We start from the raw sequence: 13,447 nt of genomic DNA on the forward strand, positions 1-13,447 counted from the left end.
GGATCAGACCCTTTGCAGCAAAACTGGCTCAGTATGCACCTACATCTCATTGTCATGCCAGTGTGATGAAGAGACCGGCGATATGTCACCCCAGGAATCGCTACAACTGACTGATAAATCAGTAAAAGATCGCGCGTCAAGCGTGGGACAGACATCAACGGCACTGAGTGTGTATTCCGCAATGCGGAATTAACAAAAATAAGCGCTTACATGAATTCGGCCAGGCAAGACTCAATGGCCAATCTTTCGAGAGGAGCGGGATCGGCGAAGCCATGGGCGATGTGGCATTCGCCCACGCCAGCGGGAACCCAACCGCAGGGGTTCACTCTTACCGGTTGCTATCGATTGATCAATCCACCCCCGGTTGCAGGGAGCCGGCGGGTCCCGGGCAGGATTGGGATAGACTCCTATTGATCTGGAAACGTTCTCACCGAAAGGCGCGCAATCTCATGACAGCATCCCGTGGCCTCGTCGCCCGCCTCGTTCGTCCCAGGCTCTCCCTGGGCGCCGCCCTTACCCTCTGCCTGGCGGGGCTCCCCGCTGGGTTATCCGGCCAATCCGTACCACCAGCATTGGAGTCCCCTGGGGTGCGTCCGCCCCAGACGGGCCCCAATGGCGAGAAGTACATCGGCATGCCCAAGTTTCACGAGCCGGCGCCCTATGACATTAACGAGCACACCGGGTACCACCAGATCTTTGATGGGAGCAGCTTCCAGGGATGGGATGCCGACCCCGGCATCTGGCGTGTGGAGAACGGCGTGATGATTGGCGAAACACTGGAAGGCAAGCCGAAGGGAAACAACTACATCGTCTACAAAGGCGACAAGCCTCGCGACTTTGACCTGAAGCTCCAGATGAAGATCGAGAAGGGCGGCGGAGGCGGGATTCAATACCGCAGTGTAACGGGAATACCCTGGACACGGCCGCAGCCGCAGGGACAGCCGCCTTACGACCTCAAGTTCATGATGACCGGACCGCAGGCGGATTTCTGGTTTCCGGTGACCGCGCGCACGTCGGAGTACACCGGGCAATGGTACTCGGAGAACACGATGCAGGGCATCCTCGCGTATCGAGGCCAGGTCACGCAGGCACTGCCGGGCCAGACCAACCGGCTGGTCGCGAACATCGGCGACCGCCAGGCCCTGGGCGGATATGTGAAGGTGAACGAATGGAACGACTACCAGATCATCGCCCGCGGCGGAGTGATGATGCACATCATGAACGGCCAATTGATGGCTGTGTTCATTGATGACACGAAGGACTCAGTCAACAACCAACCCGGGCTGATCGGCTTCGAGATCGAAAGCCAGCCATGCAAGATCTCCGTAAGGAATATCTGGCTGCGGAAATTTGATTAGGGAGCATCGCGGCGCCCTGGAAGGTCAGGGCTGGACGCAAGTGAAGTTCGCCGCCTCGTCGATGCTGCCGCTGCCTTTGTACCTGGCGACCTGCGGGTAGGCGCACAACGGCCGGGTGCGCACCGGATTCCCCTGCACTACCCTGGCTGCTTCGATGCGGGTGGGTGCCTTGGCCTGCTCCACCCAATTGAGCAGCGGGGTGGTTGCGTCGAACTGGCTGGTGCCCACGCCGCCGCCGCAGTGAAACATTCCAGGCACCATGAAGAGCCGGAAGAAGTCGGTGGTGGAGTCGCCCATGGCGGCAAGCACGCGCTCGTAGTATTCGACACCCATCAGGGGGTTCAACTGCGGGTCGGCCCAGCCGAAGTACATGAGCAGCTTGCCGCCGTGCTTGCGGAAGGCGGTCAGATCCGGATCGTTGGCGTCGATGACCTGACGCAATTCCTCCACCTGCGGCGGCGCGCTATCGATGTCAAACAGGCGAAATGCCTCCGCCGGATTGTCGTCGACTTTGCCCCCTAGAACGGCCGGCGCGACGTAGCGCAGGAAGTTGTAGCCGTAAGAGGTCCAGGCGCCCGGGCCGTTCGAACCGGGTATCTCCTGCCCGATCCAGCCACTCTGCCCGTTGGGCCCGGCCACTTCCGGGCCTACCGGCCATCCGGGAAAGAATCGCTTTCCATGGCTCATGACGTCGCTGTAGATCCGTTCCAGCGACTTCACCTGATCCGCTGTGACGCAATCGGCACCGTCGACTCCGGCGGCGCAGCGGGGCAGATCCCGAGCAGGTTTGAAATCGCAACGCCGCGGATCTTCGATGAGCCCATCCTTCAGGCCATCCCGGGCATCGCACTTGTCGTAGACCACCTGGGCCAGCAGCCCGAGTTTCGAGGCCGGGAACGGGTTGGCGTTCATCCCCTGCATCCAGTAAGCGCGAGAGAGATGAGTGGCTGTCTGGAACAAACCGGGAGCACCGGCGATGATGCCATCGAAGTCGTTGGGGAAGCGCTGCGCGAGTGTGAGTCCCTGACGCCCGCCCTGCGAGCAGCCTTCGTAGTAAGACTTGCGGGGCGCTTCTCCATAGAACGTCCTGGCCATCAGCTTCGCTAGCTCCGCGGTCAGATGCAGCGACCGGAAGCCGTAGTCGAGCAACTCCTGCCGGTTGAGCGCGAAGCTGGCGCCGGGCTCCGCCGCGGCCGAGTGCCCCGTGTCTGTCGAGGCGGTAACAAACCCGGCCTTCAGGCCCCGCGCGGCTGTCGTCAGGCGCCCAGGGGATTCAAAGGATTCCCCCGCCCAGCCACCGTTGCCGAACATGTAGAGACGCCCGTTCCATGCGGTGGGCAGTTTGACCTCGATGTTCAGAGCCGGCTGGATGAAGATCCGCACCTGACAGTGCTCAGGTGCCGCGGTGCTGGCGTCGACCACGGTCGCGCTCACTACGGAGTACTCGAAGTTGGTCAGGCTTCGCAGGTCCGCACACAGGATGGCCGGCTTACCAGTGGGGGCGGGCACCGGCCAATCCCTTAGGGGTACAACCTGGGCCGACAGCGCGGCGGCGCAGAAGAGAGGAAACAGCGGCTTGAGTTTCGAAATAGTCTTTCGCATCACGGGAAGTTTCGAGTCTATCCCATGCCGGCGTTCGCAACCCGCCGGGGCAGGCTGACCGGAGCCGCTAAGGGTGGACGAGTACGCCATCCAGCGCAGCCCGCATCCGCCGGGCGAGAACCCGGACATGAGGCTGCCGGAAAATCCGGTCGGCTTTGCCCGAAGTGGCCGCCACTTCGAACTTTCCGCGAACGAACTCCCGCCAGGCCGTCAGCGGATCATCCAGCACCGTCGTGCTGTGCTCCTCCTCGGCGGACACCAATTGCAGCACATCGCAGTGCAGCGGCTTCAGCCGGTATTCGCGCCCCGCCTTCCAGTTGGGATGCTCGTCGCGCGCACTGGAATGCGCCAGGGGAGCGAGGACAGCCACGCGCCGCCCCATGGAAAAGGCTCTCTTCCGGCACAGGCCGAGCAGGACGCGGGCGTGCGACTGCAACTCCTGGAACCCGACTTGACGTTCGCCCTTTAAGACGGCCATGGCTTGCCGGCCGTAACCCTTCCAGTGGCGCAGCACCTTGGGATAGCCCGGAGCGGGCGTCTCAAACAGCACAAGCCTGTCGACCCTGTGCCCTTGCGCCACCAGTTGACGCGCCATCTCGTAAGCGACAATCCCACCAAAGCAATGTCCGCCGAGCAGGTAAGGACCGTCCACCTGAACGGCGCGGATCTGATCCACAAAGCGTGCCGCCATCTCCTCAACGGTGTAGGCGGAGCGGTCTTCCATCGGCCGCGGATCCCTGACGATGTAGAAGGGCTGCTCCTCGCCATGCTCCTGCGCCAGTTCCCTGAAGTAGTAAGGGTTCTCATCCGCACCCGGCACGCAATAGAAAGGAGTGCGGCCACCATGCCTCTGCAGTGCCAGCAGCGGCTGCCTGAGCACGTTCTGCTTCCGGAATGGAGCGGCGGTCTCTCCCTCCAACAGGCTGGCAAGGGTCGCGATTTCGGGCGTCTCAAAGAAAGTGGAGGTATCCAGGGCCGTGGCGGCGGGGCCGAATTCCGCTTCGAGCTCCGCCATCATGAGGGTGACCGCAAACGAGTCGCCGCCCAGATCGAAGAAGTCGTCGTGAACGCCCACTCGCTCCACATTCAGCACCTTGCGCCAGATACCCGCAATCGATCTCTCCAGGCTGGAGCGCGGCGCCTGGTGGTGTGCGATGCGAGTGGACAGATCCCTTGCCAGATCGGCGCGCCGCACCTTGCCCGTCGCGCCGACGGGGATGGCCTCGACGAAGAAGATCCGACGGGGCACTTTGAAAGCCGTCAGGTGTCCCGCGGCGTGGCTGCGCAATTCCCACTCGTTCGCCCGGGCCCCTTTGTGCAGCACCACCGCAGCAGCGACGTCCTCGCCAAGCGTGGGATGCGGCCGCCCGAAAGCCGCGGCCTTCTTCACAGACGGATGCGCCAGCAACACATCTTCCACTTCCGCCGGCAGCACCTTTTCGCCGCCGCGGTTGATCATCTCCTTGATGCGGCCCGTGACGTAGAGGAAACCCTCTTCGTCCAAGTGCCCCAGGTCGCCAGTGAGAAACCAACCGTCCTGGAAGGCTCTGCGCGTCGCCGCTTCATCCTCACGGTAGCCCCGCATGACAGAAGGGCCCCGCACGGCGATCTCACCCTCCTGCTGAGGCCCCAGCCACGTTCCATCGGAACCCAGAATCGCGACCTCCGGACCGCAACTCCTGCCGACCGATCCGGGCTTGCGCTGTCCCGGCGGGCACGCATTGCTTGTCACCAGGCCTGTTTCTGTCAGTCCGTAGCCCTCGAGCACAGGCACGCCCAGGGCCTTCTCGACATCCGCCATCAACTGAGGCGCCATGCGCGCACCAATGGAACGGACGAACCGCAGGCGGCCCGCTTCGACAGATCCCGCGGAGAGGATCGCGCCGTGCAGCGCCGGCCCTGCTGTGTACCACGTCGGCAAGTATTCGCGGATACACGCCCCGAGCCGGCCCGCTTCCAATCCACCGAGAAACACGATGCTTCCGCCGGCCAGCAACTGCGACAACGTACTAATGAGTCCCTGCAGGTGGAACAGCGGCATCATGCTGAGGAACCGGTCGTTCTCGCTCAATGCCAGCGCCCGCTGCGTACTGGCGAGCATTGCCGCCAGATTGCCGTGCGTCAGCGGAACGCCCTTGGCGCGGTCTGTCGTCGCCGACGTGAAGATCACCACGGCGACATCGCTGCTCCCAGGCGAGTCGAGCGCCGGTACGCGCGCGTCCACCGCCGGAAGTTCCGGAAACTCAATCACCCGCAGGCCCATCACAGCCGCCACTGCGGCGGCGGCGCTGTCGCGACTGTCCACAACCAACGCACGGGGCCGCAGTTCACCAAGCGAGAATTCAAACTCCGCCCGGGAGGAGGCGGGGTTCAGTGGCGCGCACGCGGCCACAGAGGTGATTCCGGCAAAAGCCAGCACGAGATCGACCCCGTCCGGCAGGACCATCGCCACGACGTCGCCATGCTTGACGCCGGCATCGGCGAGATACTTCGCGATGGTTCTCGTGGCCGCCACCAGTTCGGCACGGCTCACAGGGTCGCGTCCGGGGGACAGCAAAGCGGGCGTCTCCGGCGACGCCGCTGCCCACCGCGTCAATTCGTCAAGGATGCCCATTCTCGCTTTGTCACCTCCCCGATGCTACGGATGCAGCGGAGACTCCTCAATCCGCCGGGCGCGCCACGTCCCTCACACGGTATCGAACTGATTCCAGAGGCAAAAACCAAGTTAAGCATATCTGTGACAAACGTTACAAAGCGAAGAGGCCGGGATCCACTTATGTGGATGAGTGCACCCTGATGCGGGCTATCCGGCTGGGGAGAGCCTGTATTTGGAGGCTTTCGCCGCCGGCCAGGACGATGTGCGAACACCCCAGGGTCGTGAACACAAGGAGGGCCGAAATCCGAGTCTTCTCCCCGCTGGCCTGGACAATCGAGTGCAGCATCAGGCGTGCGCCGGCTACCTCGTCCGATGCTGGAACGCCCCTATATCCAGGGCGCCGGCCGGCAGTGAATTGCCCCAGAAGTCGCGGCCGCCGCTATTTGCGATCGCGGCACCGCGCCCCAGGCACGGTGAATCGGCCCGAAGCTGATAGCCCTCCAGGCTGTCGAGTCCGATGCCCCCCCGGCCGGGCGCGACAAAGAGAGGATCTTGCGTCTTGCCGGGCAGGTTGGAATCATTGGGGCCGGCGCCCACCCAGGGACCGAAGTAGCAGTTTTCGAGGAAGAGGCGGTTGTCGCCCGGATTGAGGTCAGGCTGCGTGGGCGCGAGGTAGAGCACCTTGAACCGTCCCTGCCCGGCGGCGTAGAAGATGTTGTTGCGCAGCGGCACGCCGGCTTTGGTCTTGTCCCTGATCTGCGGGTTGTCCATCATCTCGATCTCGACCGTTCCGTGATCGACATAGAAGACATTGTTGTGAATCAGGTTGCCGTCGTCGAGGTTGGAACGCAGCGCCAGCAGGTGCGTCTGATCGTTCTCACTGATGTTGTAGCGCGCGATATTGCCTGAAGTCCGCTGCATGATCAGCAGCAGTCCGTAATTGTTGCGGCTGTAGTTGTACTGCAGAATGCAGTCGCGGCAACCGAAGTCGAAGTCATACGCCTCGCCGTCGCCGTTCCCTTTGCAGCGGCCGGTATCGTAGACCTCGTTGAACTGCATAATGCCGCCGGTACAGTTCTGCAGCCAGATGGCGGCCGAGTGCGGATTGTAGCGCTTGTCCGCCAGGGTGAGATCCGGATCGCCAGTGCGCAGGCAGGAACGTGTTACGATATTGCGCTCCACCAGGACGCCATCGCAACCCTCGGGAAAGATGCCGTCGCCGCCGAGATTCTCCATGCGATTCTGGCGGATCACCACACCCTTGCCCCCACGCCAGACGATGATGCCGCAGCGGTCAACCCGCTCGATGCGGTTCCCTTCGATGAGCAGGTTCTCCACGGAGCCGGTGCGGTGCCGGTCAGTCTGCCGACGGCCGGCAAAGATTGCGGAGCTGTTGTACATATCCAACGGCCCGCCGCCGCCCAATGTGCCCCAGACATCGTGGATGAAGCAGCCGCGGATCACGATGTTTGAGCAGGTGCCTTCTCCAGTCACCAACGCAACAATCCCCTGCCGGCCGATCCTGGGAACCGCCGGAGCACCGCTGGTCACCTCGATCCCGGAGATCTGCCACCAACTCCGGTTCTCCAGCAGCACGGCTGCGCCTTCCACTGCGCCCATGTCAATGACAGGCAGCGGACCACTGCCGTAACGCCCCAGAACAATGGGCTTATTCTCGGCTCCGGAGCCGTGCAACTGGAGCCGCCCCTTCCAGGCGTCGCCGGACCTCAGCAGAACCGCGTCGCCGGGCTGGAAGGTCTCCCGACTCACTCGCTCCAAGCTCTTCCACGGCTTCTTCGGAGACAAGCCGCTGGCCGAGTCATCGCCGCCCGCGGCGACGTGGAACTTGCGGCCGGCGGGAGCCGCCGCTGCGGTGTCGATGAATCCCAGGGCGGACGAGACGACACCGGCTGTCGCGTCTCTAAGAAAAGAGCGTCTGTCCGTCGAACCAACACGATCTTCCAAGGTCGCCACTGTTCACTCCTTCAATAATTCGGATCCGAATACCCGCTCCGCGCCGCCAAAGCCAAGATACAGGATCATCAGGGCCGCCGCGTGGCGATGCCTACCGGCGGTGTGGAAAGTCAGAGTTTCTGCCCTCGCAGTTGACGGGATCTTGCATTTCGCCACGGAGACAGGCCAAAATACTGGAGGGAATGCGCGGGCTCGCGTATTTTCCAATTCTCGACCCAAGGAAGCGGAGGCCAGTATGTCCCCTATTGCACACCGCCCGATGCCGTCGAGCCCCCTCGCCCTGGCATAACCTAAGCCTGCCGGCCGGGCTCACGCCCATCGCGCTCACCCACACAAACCGCAGTTGAGAGATCTCCGCACCCGTGTGCGCGGAGCTCGGGTATTCGTGTGTGCAATTAGGGGAACATTCTTGAAAAAGCATAGCCGCGGCTCGAGGGAGCCGCATTTGATCGATCCGGACTTCGTGGAAGCCCTGGACGAAAGCGAATCGTGCCGCGCGTCAGCCCGCCGGCAGGAAGAACGAAAGACACTGCAGTTTTGCCGCCAGGTTCAGCGGGCATTGAACGTCGCCCTGGCGGGCCGTGGGACCGGTGAGGGCATCGACGTCTTGTTCGTAGAGGAGGTTTCCGCCGCACCCGATTGCGGACGCCTCTTAGTACACGTGCTCATCCCGGACGGCCGGCCGGTGTCCGAGGTAATGGGCCTATTGAGCCGCGAGACCCCGCGTCTCCGGTCGGAAGTGGCAGCGGCAATCACTCGCAAAAGAGCACCGGAGCTACTGTTTGCGCCTACGTGGGCCGGAGGTGGCGATGAGGAGTGAGCCGCAGCTTGCCCCCATGCGAACCTGGCTCACGGCGCCACTCAGCCACGATGTGTCGGGGGCGCTCGAACGCCTCCGGCGCGCTCCGGATGTCCAGCAACTGGCAATCATGCCCGATGTGCATCTCTCCGCCGACGTCTGCATCGGCGTAGCTGTCGCCACAACACACCTGCTCTATCCGCAGGCCGTGGGAGGCGACATCGGCTGCGGCATGTTTGCAGTCGCGCTGGATATCGAAGCGTCGGCGCTGGCGTCACCTGGCATCGCGGGGAAGGTTCTCGCGGAGATCGGCCGGGCCGTGCCGGCGCGCCGCCGGAACCGGAGATTGGTCATCGAGCAGCCGGAAGCAGCCGTGGGCGGTACACTAAGCCATCCCAGCCTTGAGTCCCTTCGCCGCAATGAAGGTGCCCTTGAGTTCGCAACCCTGGGCGGCGGAAATCACTTCCTCGAGATCCAGGCTGACGAAGAGAGCCGGCTCTGGCTCATGGTGCACAGTGGGTCGCGGGCACTGGGCCAGGCAATTCGCGATCACCATCTGTCACGAGGGGAACCCGTGGACCACCGCCTTCGGGTCCTCGACGCCAACTCCACCGCAGGTGCGGAGTACCTTCACGATGCCTCCTGCGCGCGGCGTTACGCGGACGCATCACGCAAGGCCATCGCGGAAGAGGCCGGCCGGGTGTTGGGCAATACCTTGGGGGCGAAGGTCTGCTGGGAGACCGCCATCACAACGGACCACAATCACGTCACGCGGGAGGAGTTCGGAGGCCGGGACCTCTGGATCCATCGGAAGGGCGCGATGCCGGCCCACCAGGGCGAAAGTGGTGTGCTGCCCGGATCGATGGGCAGCCCCAGCTTCCATGTGGCGGGCCGCGGCCATGAACCCGCGCTCTGCTCCAGCGCGCACGGGGCGGGCCGCGCCATGAGCAGGACTGAAGCTCGTTCGCGCATCAGCGAGCGGACGCTTCGTCGTGAGATGCAGGGCGTTTGGTACGACACCCGCCTCGCGGGGCAACTGCGAGACGAGGCCCCTTCCGCCTATAAGGACGTCGGCACCGTGCTGAGGGCGCAGAGGGAACTGGTCAAAGTCATCCGCACGCTCCGCCCGATTCTCAACTACAAAGGGGTGTGAACAAACAAGCCGGCGCGGGTGCCGGCTTGTCACGCGCGACGGGCCATCCTCCGGGTGGGACACCCCACCCGGAGAAGCCAGGCCGCGTTTCCACGCGTCCTACTACTTTGCCAGAGCCGAATCGATGGCCAGATAGCGGTTCCGATGCGCCTCGGGCTCTGCGTGCGACTCCACGTCGATCCGCATGATCTGGTAGTTGTCGCCGGAAGTGTAAGCCGGCCAGTTCGGGAGCCCGGCTCCATTCGGATTGGCCGTCTTGATGAAGTTCACGAAATAGGCCTGCATCTGCTTGGAGACTTCAAAGTCGGCCGGCTCCCAGGTGTAGCGCTTGTCCAGGATGAGGTTGCCCATCGCATACTGGATCTCGGCCGAGTGCACGGCACCCTGGGGCCCGGCGGGCAAACCGGCCGGAGCGGCGGGTGGCGGTTGCCCAGGCATCCCGAGGTACGGTGGCCGCACGCGTGCATAGAGATACCGGTAGACCGGCTTGGTGCCAGACTTCATCTGCAACTCGGTCCACTTCCATGTGCCGTGGGAGATGAAGCGCGCGCTGGCGAGGTGCCGTGCGGCTTCGTACACCTCTTCCGTAGTCTTGGCAGCATAGGCTTTCTGCACCGCGTCTGCCCGATCGCCATAGAACTTCGTAATTGCATTGGCGAGGGTCTCGGGCGTCGGTTCGCCTGGGCCCAATACAAACCTCGCCGACTGCTCCTGTGTGTTGGAGCCCGCCAGCAGCGGGATCTTCGCCTGCTCGCCCGCCTCGAAGATCGCGACCAGCGGCTTGGGCAGGAAGTAGCCATCCAGAGTCGCGCCAAAGCGGAATCCCTGGGTTTTGCTGACGGCTTCCTGGACCTGCTCCGCGGTCATTGTCCGGAGTGCAGTCAACGTAGCGGCCCCAACCGCCGTTCCGAACCTCGCGCCATTCTGCTCCGCCGCGGCGAGGGGCTGCGGCGGCAAGCTGGAGATCATCGCTCCGCTCTCGCCGATCGCCCCGGCCATCAGATCTCTTGAAAGCGGAGAAGCCATCAGCGCGCTGACCGAGATGGAACCGGCCGACTCGCCGGCGATCGTGATGCGCTGCGGATCCCCGCCAAACGCGGCGATGTTCTGCTTGACCCACTGGAGGGCCGCCACCTGGTCGAGCAGCCCATAGTTGCCCGCCGCGTGGTGGGGCGATTCCTGGGTGAGTTCCGGATGCGCGAAGAAGCCGAAGATATTGGTTCGGTAGTTGATCGAAACCGCGACCATCCCTTTGCTCGCCATGTTTTCGCCGTCATAGCGAGGCTCGGAGCCATCTCCGTTCTGGAAGCCGCCGCCGAAAACATAGAAGAGCACAGGGAGCTTTTCCTTGGATGAGTTGGCGGAGGTCCAGACATTCAGGTAAAGGCAATCCTCACTCATGCCATTGCTGCGGAACCAGTAGTCGCCGCCAGGGCCGGTGCGCTGCATGCAGCGCGGCCCGAACTGGTCGGCTTTCCGGATCCCCTTCCAGTTTTTGACAGGCTGCGGAGGACGCCAGCGGAGGTCGCCCACTGGCGGCTGGCCGAACGGGATGCCTTTGAAACTGCGTACGCCGTCCTTCGGCGCGGTAGTGGATTCGAGAATGCCATTGGCCGTCTTGACTCGATCGGCGGCGAACGCCGGCTGAAGAACTCCGGCACAAATCGCAAGGAGGGGAAGGATCACCAACTGGGGGGACTTCATAGGTTTTGGACTCACGGGGATAATATCACCGCCAGAGGAACCCGGCGGAGGGCGACACAGCGGGCAATCGTCCCTGGAGTACGAACGCCGCCCTGCGGATCATGGGGTACGGCAGTTCCAGCAGTTGCGAGCTAGCGGGACCGCCACCAGAGCAGCGACTCCCGCACCGCCTCATCAGACCGGTAGCGCGGACGGTAGTCGAGCAGGCGCTGCGCCTTCGCGATGCTGCAGTTCGGCGAACGCGCAATGTGATCCCACGTCATCTCCGCGTCTTTCTGCGACACGGTCTCACGCCACTCGTTCCAGGGCAGGAACGAGAGATTCGCTTCCTTTCCGAACCAGCCGGCCACCCGCTCGGCAAAGCCGCGCAACGTCAGGGCCGCGGGAGAGACGATGTGGAAAGACTCGCCTGTCGATGCAGACCTGCGCGCGACAGCATTCGTGAACGCCTGCGCCACGTCGGCGGCGTGCACGTGATGCACGGTCTCCAGTCCGAAGTTCGGAAGGACCACTGCCCCACCCTGCGCCAGTTTCTCGAATACCTCCGGATTGAAGTTTGCCGCTGGGTTGAGCGGCAGCCAACCGCAACCCACCAGGTGTCCGGGATGCAGCAGCGTAGCCGGAAACCCGTGCTCGCGCGCCTCGCCGAGCAGGTACTCCTCGATCGCAGCCTTCTGGCGGCCATAGTCGCTGATGGGTCTTCGCGGTTGATCCTCAGTCGTGGGGACCTCCACACTGTGGCCGTGGATCCAGATGGTTCCGCAGTGGAGAAAGTGGCCCACATTGCCGCGCAGCGCCTCCACCAATTGCCGCGCACTCCCGAGCGTGTAGCACGTGAGGTCGATGACCGCGTCGGCTTTCAGTTCCGCAAGGCGCGAGCCAAAGGTACCCGCGGCCTCTTCCACCATGCGATCCAGCGGGACGTGCTCTACCACGGCCCACCCATCGTGCGGTTGATAGGGCTGACGCTGGCCCCGGCTGACACACAGCACGGCATGGCCGGCCTCGACGAGTTGTGGAATGAGATAGGTCCCGATGTGTCCGGAACCACCAATGACGGCGATACGCATGAGGGTGAAGTACTCTCAGATTAACAGCTCGCCTGGTGAGTGCAGCGGGAGATGAGACCCTGGCGGATAGGCGAAACGTAGCGTGGGCTCCCACGCGCATCCGGCCACCGGCCGCACCGTCAGAGGCAGCATTCCCGCAGGCAGGGAACGGCGGAGCAGCCCCGCGCATATTGGGAATCCCGGCGAATTACCGCCTGGTGCTATTTGGCCAGGGTCGCCGTAAACTCGCCCTCGACGCTGTATTCTTCCACCAGCACACTACCCGTGATCTTGCTTGTTCCGTCCAGCGTGCCCTTATACTTGATCGTCAGCGGCGCGCCGTTGTACTCCGACTTGAACGTCCATGCGACCGTCTTGTCCGCCACTTTTCCGGCAAGCTTGCCCGTTGCCTGGTCGGAGTCGCAGGTGCCGGTGAGATCGCTGCCCTCCTGGGTTAACGTGCAGGTCTGGTCACTCTCGTTACCGGCAACGTTCAAGTGGACCTGCCATTTTCCGCTGAGTGAAACCCTATCCTGAGCACTGGCAACCACCGCCGTGGAAACGAGCAGGAGTTGGAGGAGCAAGAGTCGCATTTGGTGGCCTTTCGGGGACGAGTTTGGCTTGTGGGCCATAGGGGCAGTATATTGGCACACAGTGCCAAAGTCAACATTAACTGACATGAATGCTTCTTTGTGAAGGTTGCTGCCTTGAGAGGCAGCAGTTCAGTTCCGCCCGCTCCCCTGGCGGAGGCACTCCCCCCGTTCAGACCTCCGCCCAGCGGCGGGAAAGGGTTGGAGAGAATGCAGCATGGCCCAAATCGTGAATTCGCGCTGCGTGCTGGCGGTTCGCAACCTCCAGGTATCCACTCGCTACTACACGGATGTCCTCGGCTTCCGCAAAGATCCGATCGATGCCGAAGGCTGGAGCTTTCTCACTCGCGATTGCTTCCGCGTGATGCTCGGCGAATGCGTGGACGAGATCCCCGCCGGCGAACTCGGCAACCACTCCTACTACGCATACTGGAATGTCGTAGGCGTGGATGACCTGTTCCGCGAATTCGCCGCGAAGGGGGCACTCATCACCTCTTCGCCAACGAACAAACCATGGGGTCTGCGAGAGTTCGGCTTGAGCACCCCGGACGGACACAGAATCGTCTGCGGTGAGCCGATCGGAGGCTAGCTCCCCAGACAGGCTCACCGCAGAACCCCTGAT

At 63.2% G+C, this 13,447-nt stretch carries 10 protein-coding genes; 4 read left to right on the forward strand and 6 right to left on the reverse strand.

The window, feature by feature from the left end; translation table 11 throughout:
• The first annotated feature begins 449 nt into the window (after nt 1–449).
• Entirely contained in the window at nt 450–1,358 is a 909-nt protein-coding gene (locus tag IRI77_RS13505) for a 3-keto-disaccharide hydrolase (protein ID WP_194452573.1), read from the forward strand.
• Between the two features lie 24 nt (nt 1,359–1,382).
• Here the strand turns inward: IRI77_RS13505 and IRI77_RS13510 are convergent, their stop codons facing one another.
• The 3 genes from IRI77_RS13510 to IRI77_RS13520 all read right to left on the reverse strand — a co-directional run bounded on the left by IRI77_RS13510 (nt 1,383) and on the right by IRI77_RS13520 (nt 7,530).
• Nucleotides 1,383–2,960 carry a tannase/feruloyl esterase family alpha/beta hydrolase gene (locus tag IRI77_RS13510; RefSeq protein WP_194452574.1) on the reverse strand — a complete coding sequence of 526 codons (1,578 nt, stop codon included), beginning with the start codon at nt 2,958–2,960 and terminating at the stop codon, nt 1,383–1,385.
• A 67-nt stretch (nt 2,961–3,027) separates the two neighbouring features.
• Complete coding sequence (locus IRI77_RS13515) at nt 3,028–5,574, reverse strand: AMP-binding protein (protein WP_194452575.1); 2,547 nt, start codon at nt 5,572–5,574, stop codon at nt 3,028–3,030.
• Between the two features lie 342 nt (nt 5,575–5,916).
• The gene (locus IRI77_RS13520; RefSeq protein WP_194452576.1) at nt 5,917–7,530 is read right to left on the reverse strand and encodes a right-handed parallel beta-helix repeat-containing protein; all 1,614 of its coding nucleotides are present in this window, start codon (nt 7,528–7,530) and stop codon (nt 5,917–5,919) included.
• Nucleotides 7,531–7,939: 409 nt separating this feature from the next.
• On the opposite strand from IRI77_RS13520, the gene IRI77_RS13525 reads away from it, so the two are divergent.
• The gene (locus IRI77_RS13525; RefSeq protein WP_194452577.1) at nt 7,940–8,350 is read left to right on the forward strand and encodes a hypothetical protein; all 411 of its coding nucleotides are present in this window, start codon (nt 7,940–7,942) and stop codon (nt 8,348–8,350) included.
• A gap of 16 nt (nt 8,351–8,366) precedes the next feature.
• On the forward strand, nt 8,367–9,482 hold the full coding sequence (locus IRI77_RS13530; RefSeq protein ID WP_194452578.1) for an RtcB family protein: 1,116 nt from the start codon (nt 8,367–8,369) through the stop codon (nt 9,480–9,482).
• 102 nt (nt 9,483–9,584) lie between these two features.
• Here the strand turns inward: IRI77_RS13530 and IRI77_RS13535 are convergent, their stop codons facing one another.
• The 3 genes from IRI77_RS13535 to IRI77_RS13545 form a co-directional block, all read right to left on the reverse strand.
• Nucleotides 9,585–11,168 carry a carboxylesterase/lipase family protein gene (locus IRI77_RS13535; RefSeq protein ID WP_228486725.1) on the reverse strand — a complete coding sequence of 528 codons (1,584 nt, stop codon included), beginning with the start codon at nt 11,166–11,168 and terminating at the stop codon, nt 9,585–9,587.
• A gap of 149 nt (nt 11,169–11,317) precedes the next feature.
• Complete coding sequence (locus tag IRI77_RS13540; protein WP_194452580.1) at nt 11,318–12,256, reverse strand: NAD-dependent epimerase/dehydratase family protein; 939 nt, start codon at nt 12,254–12,256, stop codon at nt 11,318–11,320.
• Between the two features lie 200 nt (nt 12,257–12,456).
• Nucleotides 12,457–12,828 carry a hypothetical protein gene (locus IRI77_RS13545; protein WP_194452581.1) on the reverse strand — a complete coding sequence of 124 codons (372 nt, stop codon included), beginning with the start codon at nt 12,826–12,828 and terminating at the stop codon, nt 12,457–12,459.
• Nucleotides 12,829–13,042: 214 nt separating this feature from the next.
• Here IRI77_RS13545 and IRI77_RS13550 point away from each other — a divergent pair, with 214 nt between their 5' ends.
• A complete protein-coding gene (locus IRI77_RS13550; protein WP_194452582.1) occupies nt 13,043–13,414 on the forward strand; it encodes a VOC family protein in 372 nt (123 codons plus the stop codon).
• Nucleotides 13,415–13,447: the final 33 nt, after the last annotated feature.

It is taken from the genome of Paludibaculum fermentans, assembly GCF_015277775.1.
Classification (GTDB): domain Bacteria; phylum Acidobacteriota; class Terriglobia; order Bryobacterales; family Bryobacteraceae; genus Paludibaculum; species Paludibaculum fermentans.

Bases quoted from the DNA above. Each gene is read 5' to 3' on its own strand.
- IRI77_RS13505 (WP_194452573.1), top strand. From the start codon at position 450: ATGACAGCATCCCGTGGCCTCGTCGCCCGCCTCGTTCGTCCCAGGCTC.
- IRI77_RS13510 (WP_194452574.1), bottom strand. From the start codon at position 2,960: ATGCGAAAGACTATTTCGAAACTCAAGCCGCTGTTTCCTCTCTTCTGC.
- IRI77_RS13515 (WP_194452575.1), bottom strand. From the start codon at position 5,574: ATGGGCATCCTTGACGAATTGACGCGGTGGGCAGCGGCGTCGCCGGAG.
- IRI77_RS13530 (WP_194452578.1), top strand. From the start codon at position 8,367: ATGCGAACCTGGCTCACGGCGCCACTCAGCCACGATGTGTCGGGGGCG.
- IRI77_RS13540 (WP_194452580.1), bottom strand. From the start codon at position 12,256: ATGCGTATCGCCGTCATTGGTGGTTCCGGACACATCGGGACCTATCTC.
- IRI77_RS13545 (WP_194452581.1), bottom strand. From the start codon at position 12,828: ATGCGACTCTTGCTCCTCCAACTCCTGCTCGTTTCCACGGCGGTGGTT.
- IRI77_RS13550 (WP_194452582.1), top strand. From the start codon at position 13,043: ATGGCCCAAATCGTGAATTCGCGCTGCGTGCTGGCGGTTCGCAACCTC.